A 15,992-nucleotide genomic window follows, 5' to 3' on the forward strand; every position below is an offset into this window, starting at 1 on the left:
TGTCTGCGCGATCCATTGCGGGTGAATATTCAGGGTTTGCGATGGCGTCAGTCCAATCAGCGCAAGGCCAACAGCCCTGTCACCAACGGTTCCAGCTCCAGACCATTGACGGCCTTCACCGTCTCGATCATCGGCGCCGGCCAGCTCTGCAGGCCCAGGCAGGCCCCGAGCATGGCACCGAGAATCGCGGCGATGGTGTCGGTGTCGCCACCCAGGCTCGCGGCCATGCACAGCGCATCGAACGGCGTCATTTCACCGACCGCGACTTGCTGCGCGAGGGCGAATGACACCACTACCGACTCCTGCGAGGCCACCGAGGTGCCGATCACGTCGTACAGCAGATCCGCGAGCAACACCGGGTCGCTCTCGACACTGATGCTGCGCGCCCAACTGATCCGCGAGGCGATGCGCCCGCCGGCCACCCAGTGCCCGTGAGACTCCGCTTGCTGGGCGATTTGCTGGCCGAGGTTCAGCGCCTCACCCAGATCCAGACCGTTGATGCCGGCCGAGACCACCGCCGCCACCGCCGCCGCGCTGGAAATCCCCAGCGTGGTGTTGTGAGTGACCTGACAGGCCTGCACCACCGCCGCAATGAAGCGCCCGGGGTCGGCGACATCCGCCGCGATGCCCACCGGGGTGATGCGCATCGCGGCGCCGTTGGTGGTGCCGTAGCGCCCGGCCTCTTCCGGCGAGTGGCCGGCGAGAATCATTTCAATCGCACGCTTGGTCGACGGGCCGAGCAAGTCCTGCGAACCCTTGGCCTGCATCTCGGCTTCCCATTCGATCAGCCGTTGCGCGAGCACCGCCGGTTCGATCCGGCCCTTGCCTGCGACCAGTAACTCGCCGACCAGAATCGCCTGTTCGGTGTCATCGGTGATCGAGCCCTTGGGCATGTTCGCGGCAATCGGCTGCAAGGGGCCGGCGTCCTGCAGATCGGTGATCTGGCCGAAGCGCTGCTTGATGGTTTCGCGGTTCAGGGATTGGGTCGGCATGCCCAGCGCGTCGCCCAGTGCCAGGCCGTAAAACGCGCCCAGGGCACGGTCGAGGGCGGTCATTTCGATTCTCCAAATTGCAGGTGCAGACGGAAATGCACCGGGTCGAGCAGGCTTTCGACCTGTTCCATGAAACGGTTTTGCCGGTCGTAGGTGGTGCGCAATGCCTTGAGGAACACCGTGCCCTCCGGACGGCCGAGCAGTTCGGCGTCCACGGCGTTGAGCGGCTCGGCACCGATCCACTGATCGCCGCGCTGGCCGATGTAACCGTAGGCGGCCAGGGTGATGGTCAGGGAGTTGTCGATCAGGCCGACCCGCGGCAGGCTTTCCAGGCCTCCGCTGGCGGGCATCAGAGAGCGTTCAAGGGACACCGCCGTGCCATCGTTGGAACGGCGGCGACGTTCGAGAAGAATGAATTGATCGGAGCCGAAACGTGCAAGCAGATCCGCACGGGTCACGGCCTCCAGACGCAGCACGTCGGTATTGATCATCGCCCCGCTGTCAGCCAGGGCCTGGGCCCAGCCGCTGCGCTGGTCGAGCACTACCCCGTCAAACGTGACGATGGAACCGACTCCGCTTTGCGTAGCGATGTATTTGCGCCGTTTCAGTTCGGCCAGCGCTTCGCGCAACGTGCCACGGCTGACGTTGAATTCCTGAGCCAACTGATGCTCGCCGGGCAACAGAAAGCCGTCCTCCATGAGGCCGCTTTCGATGCGTCGGACGAGCTCGTCGACCACCCGTTGTTTCTTGTCAAATCGTACCTGTCTAATCATGTACAAAGTGATAACCGAAACGGGTTGAGACGGGCAAGGGAAATTTTGGGTGGGGTGACGGAAGGCGGGAAGATCAAGAGCGCCCTCATCGGAACGCCGCCCGCCTAGCCCTCTCCCGGAGGGAGAGGGAACTGAATGGGGGATATTTGGGAGATACGCCGACCTGAGCCCGCTCGCTGAATCCATAATCGACTGAATTCTTCAGGTCAATGTAGAGCGCAAGACACCTCGGTCAGCTCCCTCTCCCTCCGAGAGAGGGCGGGGGGGTGAGGGAGCTTTTGATCTCAGCGCTGTTTCAGACGGTCAATGACAACAGCCAACAACAAAATCGACCCACGAATCACATACTGATAAAACGTGTCGATATTCTTCAGATTCATCGCATTCTCGATAATCGCCAGAATCAAAACCCCGGCAATCACATGCCGGATCATCCCGATCCCACCACTCAGCGACACCCCGCCCAGCACGCAGGCCGAAATCACCGTCAGCTCAAAACCTTGGCCAATCATCGGCTGACCCGAAGTCATCCGCGATGCCAGAATCACCCCTGCCAGTGCACCAATCACCCCATGCACCGCGAAGATGATGATCTTGGTTCGATCAACATTCACCCCCGCCAGCAACGCTGCTTCCTGGTTGCCGCCGATTGCCATGGTGTTGCGCCCGTAGGTCGTGTAATTCAGCAGCCAGCCGAAAAACAGGAAGCAGACGATGGTGATCAGGATCGGCACCGGTACGCCGAACAACTGACCATTACCAAAGACGAAAAACGACTCCTGCGAGACGCCCACCGCTTTGCCGTTGGCAAAGATGTAAGCCAGGCCACGGACGATCTGCATGGTCGCCAGCGTCGTGATCAACGCGTTGACCCGCAACTTGGCGATCACGATGCCGTTGATTAAGCCGACGATCAGGCCCATCACCAGCGCCGCGCTGACACCGAGAAACACGCTGTTGGTGTCGCGCATGACCACCGCCGCAACCACCCCGGCGCAGGCAATCACCGAACCCACCGACAAGTCGAAATGCCCCGACGCCAGGCAATACAACATGGTGCACGCGGCGATCCCGGTAGTGGAGATCGCCAGACCCAGGCCACGCATGTTCAGCGGCGAAAGGAAGTTGTCGATCAGCAGGGTGCAGGCGACAAAAATGCCCACCGCCGCCAGCAGCATCACCCAGTCATCGAGGAAGCGCCGCATATCCAGAGGTTTGCGCTCGGTCGGCAGGGTTTCGTTTTGGGTTGTCATCATAGTCACCTCTCAGTTCGCCACGCCGTCAGCGCGTTGGCGCGGCAAAGCCAGTTGCAGCAGGTTGGATTCGTTGGCCTGGTCGCGGCTGACTTCGCCACGCAGGGCGCCCTCGCACAGCACCAGAATGCGGTCGGAAATACCCATGACTTCCATCAGATCGCTGGACACCACGATCACCGAAATACCGTCGGCGGCCAGGTTATGGATGATCTGGTAGATCTCGGCCTTGGCACCGATGTCGATGCCCCGGGTCGGCTCGTCGAGCAGCAGGACTTTCATCGGCATCGACAGCCAGCGGCCGAGAATGGCTTTCTGCTGATTGCCGCCGGACAGGAACTTGATCTGTTGCCCGGCATGGGGCGTTTTCACTTTCAGGGCCTTGATCTGTTTCTCGGCGTTGCCCTTTTCCCAGATCCCGCGCAGCAGGCAGCCGAGCCCGGAATGCGCACCGCGCGCACTGATGTTGATGTTCTCGGCGACGCTGGCGAGCGGGATGATGCCTTCCTTCTTGCGGTCTTCCGGGCACAACAGAATCCCGGCAGCAATCGCATCGCGGGGCGAACGCAGTTTCAGTTCATGGCCGCGCAATTCCAGGCGTCCGGCGGTGTTGCGCTCCAGACCGCTGAGCAGCCGGAACAGCTCGGTGCGCCCGGCCCCGACCAGTCCGAACAGGCCCAGAATCTCGCCTTTGTGCGCATCGAAACTGATCGGCTCACGCAGGCCCGGGCCGAGCAAGCCATCGACTCTCAGCGCCACGGCACCGCGCGGGCGACCGCGATAATCGTAGATGTCCTGAATGTCGCGCCCGACCATGCAGGTCACCAGTTGATCGTGGGTCAGCTGGCTCATGTCGTCGAAGGTGCGCACGTAGCGACCATCCTTGAACACCGTCACCGCGTCGCAGATGCGGAACACTTCTTCCATGCGGTGGGAGACGTAGAGCACCACTTTGCCCTCGTCGCGCAGCCGACCGATGATCGCCATCAACCGGTCGATTTCCCGCGCCGAGAGGCTGCTGGTCGGTTCGTCAAAAGCAATCACATGGGCGCCACGGGACAGCGCCTTGGCGATTTCCACCAGTTGCCGCTGACCGAGGGACAGGCGTCCGACCTTGGTCTGCGGGTCGATTTCATCGGCCAGGCCTTTGAGGCATGCCAATGCCTGCTGGCGCAGCGCGCCGCGATTGATCAGGCCGAAGCTGGCCGGCAGGTGACCGAGGAACAGGTTCTCGGCCACGGTCATTTCCGGCACCAGATGCAACTCCTGGTGAATCACCGCCACGCCGCTGCCGATGCTGTCGGCGGTGGACTTGAACGCCATCGTCCGCTCGCCGATCTGCAGCTCGCCGCTGCTCGGAATGTAGGCGCCGCCGAGGATTTTCAGCAGGGTCGATTTGCCGGCGCCGTTCTCGCCCATCAAGGCGTGAACCTGTCCGGGGTGAGCGACGAAACTGATGCCGTCCAGCGCCTTCACGCCCGGGAAGGTCTTGCCGATCCCGTTGAAACGCAGGCTGCCGCTGGCGCTGTGTTCTTGTGTCTGTACTTGCGCGTGCATTTAAGCCACCTCATCACACCGTTCAAGCGGCCCGGCTGCCCGGGCCGCCGCTGCCGTCAGTTCCACAGGCCGATCTTCTCCAGCTCCTGCTTGAAGTTGTCGCGGGTGATCAGGGTGACGTCGTCCATCGCGGTGTACTTCGGCGGTTCCTTGCCGGTGGTGACCCACTCGTACATCATCTCGGCGGTCTTGTAGCCTTCGATGTGCGGGCTCGGCAGCATCGAACCGTAGAAGCCACTGTTGGGCTTTTTCAGTTCGCCGATGGCGTCGGTGCCGTTGATGCCGATACCGATCACGTTGGTCGCGGCAAACCCGGCGGCTTCGGTGGCGCGCACGCCGCCGAGCACGGTGTTGTCGTTCATGCCGCCGATGATCAGGTTCTTCGCCGCGCCCGGCAGCTTGACCAGCGCCGAGTTGGTGGCGTCCATGCTGCCCGGTACGTCGAGGGTTTTCAGAGCGGCAGTCAGAATGTGATCTTTCGGCATGCCCGCATCTTCCAGCGCCTTCATCGAGCCGTCGGTGCGCTTCTTGCCGGTGTCGAGTTCGTTGTAGGTGTTGACCACCGCGTAGGTGTCTTTCCAGTCTCAGTTACGCTTTTTCGCCTCGGCGGCCATGGCGGCGCCCTGCTTCTGGCCGACTTCGAAGGCAGCCATGCCGAGGTACGGCACGTCTTCCATGAATTTGCCATTGGCATCGACGAAGCGGTCGTCGACGGCGATCACTTTCAGGTCATTGAGCTTGGCCTTGGCCATGATCGCCGGGCCGAGCGATACGTCCGGCGGGCAGATGACGAAGCCCTTGGCGCCGTTGGCCGCGAGGCTATCGATGGCAGAAAGGGTTTTCTCGCCGTCCGGCACGGCGATCTTGATCAGTTCGAAGCCTTTGTCCTTGGCAGCTTTCTCGGCGAAGGCCCATTCAGTCTGGAACCATGGCTCTTCGGCTTGTTTGACCAGAAAACCGATCTTCACGGCTTCGGCGGCCAGCAGCGAACTGCTCAGGCTGAACGCAGTAACCGCCAGCGCGGTACTGCACAGGGTACGAATCCCGAAACGACGTTTCATAAGCAGACTCCTTGTTATTTTTCTTGAGCGTTATTTGAAAAACGTTAAAGCGGTCGAAGCGTTTCCTGCTAATCATGACGACAATAGTCATATCGTATGATGATTGGATTTCAGGCGGACCTTTCCACCTGAAACCCGCTTTTGTCAGTCGTGGTACATGACCGAGCGACCACCATCGATAGTGATGCACGAGGCGTTGATGAACGGCGCTTCATCACTGGCCAGGAATACAGCAGTCATTGCCACTTCGATCGGTTGGCCGATGCGTTTCGGTGGGTGCAGATCGAAGGCGCGCTGACGTTCGGCGTGTGGGTCGGCGAAGCCGTTCCAGTAATCGACGTTGAGCTGGGTTTCGATGTAGCCCGGCGCAATCGCGTTGACCCGAATACCCTTCGGCGCGTACTCGATGCCCAGCGCGCGGGTCAGGCCGAGCAGGCCATGCTTGGCCACCGGGTACGGGAAGCAGCCGGGAATGATGTTCGTCGAATGGGTCGAGGCGATGTTGATGATGCTGCCGACACCCTGTTCGATCATCTGCGGCAGCACGGCCTTGCAGCCATACCAGGCGCCGTCGAGGTCGATGGCGAAGCAGCGTTTCCAGTCTTCTTCGGTCATTTCCAGCGGATCACGGAATACGTTGACCCCGGCGCAATTCACCAGCACATCGATGCGACCGTGCAGCTCGATGGCCAGTTTGGCCATGGCATGCAGATCCTGCTGACGCGATACATCGGCCTTGATCGCTTGTACATCGGCGCCCTGCTCGCGCCAGTGGGCGGCGACTTTCTCGACCTTTTCGGCCTGGATATCGCTGATCACCAGTTTGGCCTGCTGCGAGGCGAAGGTCGCGACGATTGCTTCGCCGATGCCTTGGGCGGCGCCGGTCAGCAGCACAACCTTGTTTTTCAGACGCTCGCCCTTTGGCGGTGCAGGCACCGGCGGCAAGGAAAGGGGTTCAGCCATGAATCAGGACTCCTGTTCGAAAGCATAAAAAAACCGGGCATCTGACGATGTCCGGTCTGGAAGGCTTATGGAACAAAACAGGCGCGCGCACGCCGCGGTACCGAAACGGCCCGAAGCGCTGACTCCGCTGTGGAGTGCGATGAAAATTCGCTGCATCACTTCACCTGTTTTGTTCTTTTTAAGTGTGAGTGCGTGTTACTGCTGGAGCCGACTATAAACCCGACCGCCAAATAATCTCAATATATAATTTTGCATCCCATATTTTGGGATTTAACTGGCGAATCGCGTACAGAGCTTTCCGGCGACATCCACTTGCAGTGACAGTACGGCGCCGTCCAGCGGATGATTCAGCGGACTTTTGGCGCTGGTGATGTACAGGGTTTTCAGGTCGGCGCCGCCGAATACGCAACTGGTCGGACGACTGATCGGCAGGTCGATCTTGCGGTCAATCTGGCCATCCGGCGTCAGGCGCAGCAGGCAGCTGCCGTCCCAGCGGGCGTTCCACACGCAGCCTTCGGCGTCCATCGCCGAACCGTCCGGGCCGCCGTTCTGATCGGCGCTGTACCAGGGCTGGGCGGTGTCGAGGTTGCCGTCGGTGTGAATAAAATAGCGGTACAAGGTGCTGTCGAGGCTGTCGCCGAACAGCAGCGTGGTGCCGTCGTCGCTCCAGAGCAGCGTGTTGGGAATGCCCAGGCCGCGCAGCAATGGCGTGACCCTCTTATCCGGATCAATCCGGAACAGACCGCCGGAACGACGGGTGATCGGCAGATCCTCGCCCTGCTCGCCGATATTGTTTTGCATGGTGCCGAGCCACAAGCGGCCCTGGCCGTCGCAACGTGCCTCGTTGGCGCGGTTGCCCGGTTGCGGGTCGGCGACGCAGAACAGCGTCAGTCGCGGCTCAAGTCCGGGGGAATCCAGATCGAGCCGGTAGACGCCGCTGCTCAGGGTCACCAGCGCGTCGCCGCTGGCGCAGGGAATGAACGCCGAGACGTGCTCCGGCATCTGCCAGATCTGCACGTTCTGCCCGATCAGCCGCAGCGCCTGCCTGCCGGCGATGTCCACCCAGTACAGCGCCTGGGTTGGCGCGTCCCAGAACGGGCCTTCACCCAGTTGCGCCCGATGTTCTGTCACCGCAGTCCACGTCATGCAACCTCCTGTCTTGTTGTTTTTGTCAGCTGGCTTTCTTGTCGGCCATCACCTGCGGGTAAAACCGCTTGATGGCCAGGTCGGCATTGTCGATCAGGGTCATGCAGGCCCACACCCCGCGCGCGGCATCCCGGGCGGCAATGGCGTCGGCCATGTCTTTGTGAATGGGCAGTGTGCGGCGCAATTCGTCGGGATCAGCCGCCGAGACTTCGAAGGACACGGCGAGCAGCGCACCGAGGGCCGGCACCATTTGCTCGATGAATTGATTGTGGCTGGCGGCGAGAATGCATTCGTGGAAGAACTGGTCGGCGCGGTTGTAATCGATGCCGCTGTCGACCGCCCGTTCCAGCGCGTTGTAGGCCTGCTGCACGGCTTGCACCTGTTCAACGGTCGCCCGCTCGCAGGCCCAGCGCACCGCCATCGGTTCGATGGTGCGGCGCAGGTCGAGCAGGTCATCGACGAAGTTTTCCGGCAGGCCGCTGCGCGACAGCCAGCCCACGACTTGCGGATCGAACAGGTTCCAGCGCTTGATCGGCAGCACCCGCGTGCCAACTTTCGGCCCGACTTCGAGCATGCCTTTGGCGACCAGGGTCTTGATGGCTTCGCGGATCACGGTGCGGCTGACCCCGAGCTGCTCGCCCAGATCGGCCTCGACCTTGATCGCCTGCCCCGGTTTCACCTGGCCGGCAGCAATCCAGGCGCCCAGCCAGTCAACCGTTGATGCGTGAAAACTGCTCGACATGGACACCCCGAAGCCGTTCGCTGTGGGTGCCTACGCTAATCATCATACGATTGAGAGTCAACGACAAAAAACCGCAGCCTGCTTTCACAGACTGCGGCTTTTTTAAGGTTCGAGGCCGATGCGGAAGAACTCGCCGCCGCTCCAGACGCCCAGCCAGCGCTGACCATCGATTTCACGGCTGACTGCCATCTCGACCAATTGGTAGAAAACATTGCGATGGATCAGCGCTTCGAGATTGGTGCGTACATGCACGTAAGGCGCAGGTTCCTGCGTCGCTGGATCGATCTCGACCCGGATCGGATGCTCCGGGCCGGCTTCCGTTGTTTCATCGACGTTGGTGGTAAAGCGCAGCACTTGCGTTTCACCCTCGCCTTCCACCTCGACGGCAATCGCCACGAATGGCGCGTCATCCACTTTGATCCCGACCTTCTCAACCGGGGTAATCAGGAAATAGTCATCGCCATCGCGGCGGATGATGGTGGAGAACAGCTTGACCATCGGCTTGCGCCCGATCGGCGTACCCAAGTAGTACCAGGTGCCGTCGCGGGCGATGCGCATGTCGATGTCGCCGCAGAAATCCGGGTTCCACAAGTGCACCGGCGGCAAGCCTTTGGTTTTGGGGATTTGCCCCAGCAGGTCATTGGCTTTTTGCGGGCCACTCATGGCGTACTCCTTGAATTACTGGTCCCCGACGCCCAGCAGGCTGCGCGCGTACTGCGCAAGCGGTGGGCCGATCAGGTCTTCGGGCTTGTTGTCGTGGAACGTCAGTAAACCGCCACGACTCTTGATCCGTGCAGTATCAATCAAATACTGGGTGCTGGTCTCGATCAACATGATCTGAATCACGCCACCGTCGATACCGAGACGATCCACAGCTTCCTGATCCAGCCATTCATCGGAGTTGCCGATGCGGTCGTCGGCCTTGGCGAAACGGGTGTACAGCAGGTAGTGGGCACCGGCGTCGCGCGCTTCGCCCATTGCCTGGTCGAGGCCTTCCGGCGCGCGTGCGCGGCGGACCATCGGGAAATATTCGACGAAACCCTTGAAGGCCTCTTCGGCGACGACGTTGGGACGCGGGTAAGAACCACCCGGCGGCGCGAACGAGCCTTGCGCGATGTAGATGAACGAATCCGGCTGAATGCGGAAATTGTTTACGCGACGGCTGTCGCTATGATCCAGCAAGCCCGCGTCGCTCATCTGGTAGCGAGTCCCTTCGGCCATGTCACTGACAGTCATACAGCCGCCCAGCGCCAAAACGGCCAGCAGCAAAACCAGGCTACGCATCCTAATCCTCCAGAAGCCGGTGACGGAAAACCGGCGAATGGCCGTAGGATGCAGCTTTTGCGCCAGTCCTTGGAAATGTGCAGGTATCCGCTTTGAAACAGGACTTTTTGTGGCGGGATGCTTAGCCGCCGATGATCTTCATGACGGTCGCGCCGCCGGAGAACGCGACCTCCTGCTTGTCGCCCAGCGCCTTGACCAGCAGTCGCTGCAACGCCGGCAGCGCCTCATGACGTGGTTTGTCGAGCAGGTCTCCGACGTAGTGGCGGTTGCTCGACGACAGGCAGCCATGCAGCCATCCGGTGGACGACAGGCGCAGGCGCGAACAGGTTCGGCAGAACGGCACGCTTTCGTTGGCGATCACGCCGAAATTGCCCAGACCGGGAATCGCATAGCGAACTGCCGTGGCATCCACCGGAGCGTCGGTTTGCGCGTACTCGTAATGTTCGCCGATCAGGCTCAGCAGCTGTTGCAGACTGACGAACTGCTGCAGAAAGGCGTTGGAATCAGTGGCCAGGTGGCCCATGCGCATCAGCTCGATGAAGCGCAGCTCAAAGCCGCGTTCAAGGCAGTAATCGAGCAGCGGCAGCACCTGGTCGAGGTTCTGCCCGCGTAACGGCACCATGTTGACCTTGATCTTCATCCCCGCCGCTGCCGCCTGATCCATGCCATCCAGCACGGTGGCCAGATCGCCGCCACGGGCGATGCTGCGGAACGCGCCGGCGTCCAGGGTATCGAGGGAAACGTTGATGCGCCGCAGGCCGGCATCGACCAGCAGCGGAAGTTTTTTCGCCAGGAGCTGGCCGTTGGTGGTCAGGCTGATGTCTTCCAGGCCCATCCTGCCGACGGCGCTCATGAAAGATTCGAGTTTGGGGCTGACCAGCGGCTCGCCGCCGGTGATGCGCAGACGCTCGATGCCCGCGGCTTCGATCAGATAGGCTACGCCACGCGCCATGGCCTCGGCCGACAGTTCATCCTGCGCAGCCACCAGCCGCTTGCCGTTGGGCACGCAGTAGGTACAGGCGTAATTGCAGGCTGAAGTCAGACTGATCCGCAAATTGCGAAAACGCCTGCCTTGACGGTCAACGATCATGAAGCACTCCGGCGATGGAAAATCGAGCGGCTAAAACTTGACTCACAATTCAAGTTTTAGCAAGCCCTATGCCTGAGTATATTCCTGCGGTACTGCGCCATGTAGCGAAAAACACGGCGCATAAGGCAACTGAATGATTCAGCTGCTTGGCGTTTCAGGGTCGCGCTTGCGCTTGTTGCCCATGCGCACGCCGATATCCATCAGGAACTGGAAGAAACCTTCCTGATCTTCCAGCACATTGCTCCAGAACGGCGAGTGATACAGCGCCACCGCGCCGTGCACCAGCGCCCAGGATGCGCAGTAGTGGAAGTACGGCGGCACGTCTTCGAGCTTGCCTTCACTGATGCGGCCCTTGATGAGCAGCGTCAGGCGTTCGAAGTTCGAGGCACGGATCTTGTGCAACTCCTCGACCATCTCGGGCACCTGATTGCCCTTGACCACCTTCTCTTCCAGGCGATCGAACAGGCGATAGCGCTGCGGGTCGCGCATGCGGAATTCAAAGTAGGCACGGGACAGCGCTTCCTTGTCCTTGTCGACATCGGCCGAGTGCAACAGCTCGTTCAAGTCGCGCTCGTAATCGAGCATCAGGCGCAGATAGATTTCGGCCTTGGACTTGAAGTGCTTGTAGATCGTGCCTTTGCCGATACCCACGGCATCAGCAATCATCTCGACGGTGACACTGTCTTCACCTTGTTCGAGGAACAGCTTGAGCGCGGTATCGAGAATTTCTTGCTCGCGGCGACGAAACTCACGGACCTTACGAGGTTCTTTGTGCATAAGAAAAGGTCTGTAGGGGTCAAAATTCGAAGCCGCGTATTATGCCTAACTTGCGCAAAAATGCACGGATCATCCGACCATATCTGTGTTTCTTGTTCATTTCACGAACGTTTCGAGGGGAATGAGAACATAACCGAAGCGAACGTATTCCAAATTTGTTTAAAAACCCCGGCCAGCCAACTGGACTCGGCGCCAGACTGATCAATACTTGAACTGTCGGGCGACATCTCCCCCAAGTGTCGCGCCGGTAAAGGTACCAAGGGACCGCGTGCCTTTGTTTTACTCCTAATGGTCTTAACCCGGATTCACCCCCCAGAACCCGGGTTTTTTTTGCCTGCGATTCAGGCTTTTACATTCGCCATTGGAAACAGTCGCTTGAAGTTCTCGGTAGTCTGCTCGGCAAAACGCTCGTAGTTCTCGCCGCGCAGCATCGCCAGAAACTCTGCCACTTCCCGCACGTATTGCGGCAGGTTCGGCTTGCCGCGATACGGGATCGGCGCCAGGTACGGTGAATCGGTTTCCACCAGCAGGCGATCGACCGGAACCTTGCTCGCTACATCGCGCAACGCATCGGCATTGCGGAAGGTGACGATGCCCGACAGGGAAATGTAATAACCCATGTCCAGCGCTGCCTTGGCCATGTCCCAGTCTTCGGTGAAGCAATGCAGCACACCGGCCTGGGGCAACGCGGCTTCGCGCAACAACTCGAGCGTGTCGGCACGGGCGCCACGGGTGTGGATGATCACCGGTTTGCCGGTCTGCTGCGCGGCTTGCAGGTGCAGACGGAACGATTCCTGCTGTAACTCGGCGGCTTCCGGCTCGTAGTGATAGTCCAGACCGGTTTCACCGATCGCCACCACTTTCGGGTGATTGAGCTCATGCAGCAGCCAGTCCAGCGCCGGCGCCGCGCCCGGCTGCACATCCAGCGGATGCACGCCGACCGAACAATCGACATCGTCGTAACGCTCGGCCAGGGCTTTGACGTCGGCCGCGTTGTCGGCGCTGACGCCGATGCACAGGAAATGCCCGACGCCGCGTTCGCGGGCCGCATCCAGCGCGGCATCCAGGGAACCGTCGTGAGCGGCGAGGTCGAGGCGATCAAGGTGACAATGGGAATCTACGAGCATAAAAAGGACTGCAACTTACATCGTATGAGTGGGACGGTCGGATTTCAGGGCTCCGGCCAGATGAGTTTCGATGCGACTGCGGGCGGTGTTGTCGCCATCGTTGAATTGCACGCCGACGCCGGCCGCGCGGTTGCCCTGCGCGCCTTTGGGGGTGATCCAGGCGACTTTGCCGGCCACCGGAATCTTCTCCGCCTCGTCCATCAGGTTCAGCAGCATGAACACCTCGTCGCCCAACTTGTAGTTCTTGTTGGTCGGGATGAACAGGCCGCCGTTCTTGATGAACGGCATGTAGGCGGCGTAGAGGACCGACTTGTCCTTGATGGTCAGGGACAAGATGCCGTTGCGCGGCCCCGGGCTGACAGGTTCATTCATGTTGACCTCCACTGCTGATGCTCAGAGTCTAGGTACACATTCTTATCTTTGACCAGGCAAGCTCGCCCATTGCACCAACAACGCTTCCAGCAGCAACGCCGCATTGAGGTTGGCCTTGCTCAGGACTTTCTGGCGCTGGGCGAGAATCCAGTCCTGAATATCCAGCACTTTAGCCTGGGCACTTTTCTGCGCCAGATACTGCACGACCTTGCGCATGTCGGTCAGGCCGAGACCCGATTCATCCTGGGTCAACTGATAGCGCAGGATCAGGCTCGACCAGTCGCAGAACCAGTCGAACAGACGCAGCATCGGAATGTTTTTCCACTCCTCGGCCAGTTGCGTCGGCGATTGTTGCTGCTTGAGCAGCTTCTTCACGCCTTCCACCACCTGCGCGCGCTGTTCACGCACGCCCTGCCCCTGCAACGTGACGGCGGCCAACGGCGAACCGGCGGCCAGGGTCAACAGTTCGACACGTTCGTCTTCGGAGCATTCCGGCAGTGCCTGAGCCAGCCACTGCAGACTCATGGATTCGCTCGGCAGCGGGCAGGCCTGCTGCACGCAGCGGCTTTTGATGGTCGGCAACAACCGGCTCGGCTGGTGGCTGACCAATAACAGCACGGTATCGCCGGACGGCTCTTCAAGGCTCTTGAGCAAGGCGTTGGCGGCGTTGATGTTCATCGACTCCACCGGCTCGATCAGCACCACCTTGCGCCCGCCCAGTTGCGCGGTCTGCACCACGAAACTGACCAGATCGCGCACCTGATCGACCTTGATCGCCTTGTCCGCTTCTTCCGGTTCGAGAATGTAATTGTCCGGGTGGCTGCCGGCCTTGAGCAGCAGGCAGGATTTGCACTCACCGCAGGCTTCAGGCGTCGGACGCTGGCACAGCAGACTGGCCATCAGTCGTTCGGCCAGCGCGCGCTTGCCGATCCCGGCCGGCCCGTGCAGCAGATACGCGTGAGCGTGCTGAGTGCGCCCGGCCAGTTGCTGCCAGAGGCTGTCCTGCCACGGATAGGCCTCAGCCACGGCTCAGCTCCAGCAAGTTCGGAATCAGGGTATCCAGCGATTGTTGAACCTTGGCCAACGGCTGACCGGCATCGATCCGCACGTAGCGCGCCGGATCGGCTTCCGCGCGCTTGAGGAATGCACTGCGCACGGCCTCGAAAAACTCACGGCCTTCCAGCTCGAAACGATCCAGACGACCCCGAGCGCTGGCGCGAGCGAGGCCGATTTCCACCGGCAGATCGAAAATCAGCGTCAGGTCGGGACGCAGGTCGCCCTGCACGAAAGTCTCCAGCGCCGCGATGCGCTCCAGCGACAAGCCGCGACCACCGCCCTGATAGGCGTAAGTCGAATCGGTGAAACGATCACACAACACCACCGCACCACGGGCCAGTGCCGGTCGAATGACTTCAGCCAGATGCTGGGCACGGGCGGCGAACACCAGCAACAGCTCGGTGTCCGGGTTCATCACTTCGTCGACCGGGGCCAGCAACACCTCACGAATGCGCTCGGCCAGCGGCGTACCGCCGGGCTCGCGGGTCAGCACCACTTCAATACCGGCGGCGCGCAGGCGCTCGGCGAGGTATTCGCGGTTGGTGCTTTTGCCGGCGCCTTCCGGGCCTTCCAGGGTAATAAACAAGCCAGTCACAGGCAGTCCTTAATCAAAGTCATTGCGTGTTTGGGGGAGCGGACGCTTCCGGTTCCGGCGTCGGCGCAGGCTCTTGAGCAGGCGGCTGCGGCAACGATTCCGGTGCGGTATCGGGTGAGGCGGCAGGTATCGCCTCCTCGGCTGGCGGCGCGGCCTCGGGCGCGGTCGCCGGCGCCGGGCTCGAGCGGTAATCCGCGCGCCGCTTGAGCTGATATTCGCGCACCGCGTTGTTGTGCGCGTCCAGATCATCGGAGAACACGTGGCTGCCATCGCCCCGGGCCACGAAGTAGAGGCTGGTGCCATCCACCGGATTGAGAGCCGCGTGAATGGCTTCACGTCCGACCATGGCGATCGGCGTCGGCGGCAGGCCGGGAATCATGTAGGTGTTGTACGGCGTGGCTTCCTTGAGATGAGCACGGGTCAGCTTGCCGTTGTAGCGGTCGCCCAGGCCGTAGATCACCGTCGGATCGGTCTGCAACTGCATGCCCAGCGCCATGCGACGTACGAAGACGCCAGCAATCTGGCCACGTTCCTGAGGCACGCCCGTTTCCTTTTCCACCAGCGACGCCATGATCAGCGCCTGATAGGGCTCGGTGTAAGGCACCTCGGCGGAGCGCTTTTCCCACTCCTTGGCCAGCACTTCGTCGAGGCGGTCGAAGGCCTTTTTCAGCAGTTCGGTATCAGTCACACCGCGCACGAAGCGGTAGGTGTCGGGGAAGAAGCGGCCTTCAGGGAACAGACCCTTGTGACCGATTTTGGCCATGACCTCGCTATCACTCAGACCATTGAGAGTCTGTTCGATCTTTTCATCCTTGGCCAGCGCGGCGCGCACTTGATGGAAATTCCAGCCTTCGACCAGCGTCAGGCTGTACTGAACCACATCGCCACGCTTCCACAGGTCGATCAGGCCGTTGACGGTCATGCCCGGTTGCATACGGTACTCGCCCGTATGAATCGGCGTGCCAGCGAGATTGAACCGCCAATAGACCCGCAGCCAGAACGCGTCCTTGATGACGCCATCGGCTTCGAGTCCAAGAAAAGTGCGGGTCGGGGTGGATCCCTTGGGCACATCCAGCAGTTCTTCCTGCGTAATGTTCAGGGGCTGTTCCAGTGCCGAATGAATCTTCCAGGCGCTGGCGCCCAACAGCAGCCCTGCCAGAACCAGTCCGGTTTCCAGCAGCAGCAAAAGTTTACGTCTCACGAA

Annotated in this window: 16 protein-coding genes and 1 pseudogene; all 17 read right to left on the minus strand. The window is 60.9% G+C overall.

Features of this window, described 5'->3' with window-relative positions; all coding sequences use genetic code 11:
* Positions 1 to 56: 56 nt before the first annotated feature.
* Positions 57 to 1,055 (minus strand): ADP-ribosylglycohydrolase family protein, encoded by a 999-nt coding sequence (locus tag AC07Y2_RS22935; RefSeq protein WP_074688093.1) that lies wholly within the window; start codon positions 1,053 to 1,055, stop codon positions 57 to 59.
* Positions 1,052 to 1,765 (minus strand): GntR family transcriptional regulator, encoded by a 714-nt coding sequence (locus tag AC07Y2_RS22940; RefSeq protein WP_103386985.1) that lies wholly within the window; start codon positions 1,763 to 1,765, stop codon positions 1,052 to 1,054. Before AC07Y2_RS22940 ends, AC07Y2_RS22935 begins: the two co-directional genes overlap by 4 nt.
* A gap of 284 nt (positions 1,766 to 2,049) precedes the next feature.
* Complete coding sequence (gene araH, locus AC07Y2_RS22945) at positions 2,050 to 3,018, minus strand: L-arabinose ABC transporter permease AraH (protein ID WP_011335422.1); 969 nt, start codon at positions 3,016 to 3,018, stop codon at positions 2,050 to 2,052.
* Between the two features lie 12 nt (positions 3,019 to 3,030).
* Entirely contained in the window at positions 3,031 to 4,575 is a 1,545-nt protein-coding gene (gene araG, locus AC07Y2_RS22950; RefSeq protein WP_039770641.1) for an L-arabinose ABC transporter ATP-binding protein AraG, read from the minus strand.
* Between the two features lie 56 nt (positions 4,576 to 4,631).
* Positions 4,632 to 5,636: pseudogene (locus AC07Y2_RS22955) on the minus strand (substrate-binding domain-containing protein).
* Positions 5,637 to 5,780: 144 nt separating this feature from the next.
* Positions 5,781 to 6,599, minus strand: a complete 819-nt coding sequence (locus AC07Y2_RS22960) for an SDR family oxidoreductase (protein ID WP_074688099.1) — start codon at positions 6,597 to 6,599, stop codon at positions 5,781 to 5,783.
* A gap of 270 nt (positions 6,600 to 6,869) precedes the next feature.
* Positions 6,870 to 7,745 (minus strand): SMP-30/gluconolactonase/LRE family protein, encoded by an 876-nt coding sequence (locus AC07Y2_RS22965; protein WP_039770647.1) that lies wholly within the window; start codon positions 7,743 to 7,745, stop codon positions 6,870 to 6,872.
* A gap of 25 nt (positions 7,746 to 7,770) precedes the next feature.
* A complete protein-coding gene (locus AC07Y2_RS22970) occupies positions 7,771 to 8,487 on the minus strand; it encodes a FadR/GntR family transcriptional regulator (RefSeq protein ID WP_007950814.1) in 717 nt (238 codons plus the stop codon).
* A 102-nt stretch (positions 8,488 to 8,589) separates the two neighbouring features.
* Positions 8,590 to 9,150 carry a DUF1285 domain-containing protein gene (locus tag AC07Y2_RS22975; RefSeq protein ID WP_085668026.1) on the minus strand — a complete coding sequence of 187 codons (561 nt, stop codon included), beginning with the start codon at positions 9,148 to 9,150 and terminating at the stop codon, positions 8,590 to 8,592.
* Positions 9,151 to 9,165: 15 nt separating this feature from the next.
* Positions 9,166 to 9,771 (minus strand): DUF4823 domain-containing protein, encoded by a 606-nt coding sequence (locus tag AC07Y2_RS22980; protein ID WP_007950810.1) that lies wholly within the window; start codon positions 9,769 to 9,771, stop codon positions 9,166 to 9,168.
* Positions 9,772 to 9,892: 121 nt separating this feature from the next.
* Positions 9,893 to 10,861 carry a GTP 3',8-cyclase MoaA gene (locus AC07Y2_RS22985; RefSeq protein ID WP_039770652.1) on the minus strand — a complete coding sequence of 323 codons (969 nt, stop codon included), beginning with the start codon at positions 10,859 to 10,861 and terminating at the stop codon, positions 9,893 to 9,895.
* Positions 10,862 to 10,999: 138 nt separating this feature from the next.
* Entirely contained in the window at positions 11,000 to 11,638 is a 639-nt protein-coding gene (locus AC07Y2_RS22990) for a TetR/AcrR family transcriptional regulator (protein WP_007950805.1), read from the minus strand.
* A 341-nt stretch (positions 11,639 to 11,979) separates the two neighbouring features.
* Positions 11,980 to 12,765 carry a TatD family hydrolase gene (locus AC07Y2_RS22995; protein ID WP_039770654.1) on the minus strand — a complete coding sequence of 262 codons (786 nt, stop codon included), beginning with the start codon at positions 12,763 to 12,765 and terminating at the stop codon, positions 11,980 to 11,982.
* Positions 12,766 to 12,780: 15 nt separating this feature from the next.
* Positions 12,781 to 13,137 (minus strand): PilZ domain-containing protein, encoded by a 357-nt coding sequence (locus tag AC07Y2_RS23000; RefSeq protein WP_039770657.1) that lies wholly within the window; start codon positions 13,135 to 13,137, stop codon positions 12,781 to 12,783.
* Between the two features lie 42 nt (positions 13,138 to 13,179).
* Positions 13,180 to 14,163 carry a DNA polymerase III subunit delta' gene (locus AC07Y2_RS23005; protein ID WP_039770660.1) on the minus strand — a complete coding sequence of 328 codons (984 nt, stop codon included), beginning with the start codon at positions 14,161 to 14,163 and terminating at the stop codon, positions 13,180 to 13,182.
* Positions 14,156 to 14,788: a dTMP kinase gene (gene tmk / locus AC07Y2_RS23010; protein WP_007950797.1), complete on the minus strand. Its 633-nt coding sequence runs from the start codon at positions 14,786 to 14,788 to the stop codon at positions 14,156 to 14,158. The genes AC07Y2_RS23005 and tmk overlap by 8 nt, the downstream gene beginning before the upstream one ends.
* A gap of 19 nt (positions 14,789 to 14,807) precedes the next feature.
* Entirely contained in the window at positions 14,808 to 15,989 is a 1,182-nt protein-coding gene (mltG, locus tag AC07Y2_RS23015) for an endolytic transglycosylase MltG (RefSeq protein ID WP_103386986.1), read from the minus strand.
* Between the last annotated feature and the right edge of the window lie 3 nt (positions 15,990 to 15,992).

The sequence above is a fragment of the Pseudomonas sp. GW456-12-1-14-TSB6 genome, from assembly GCF_059424205.1.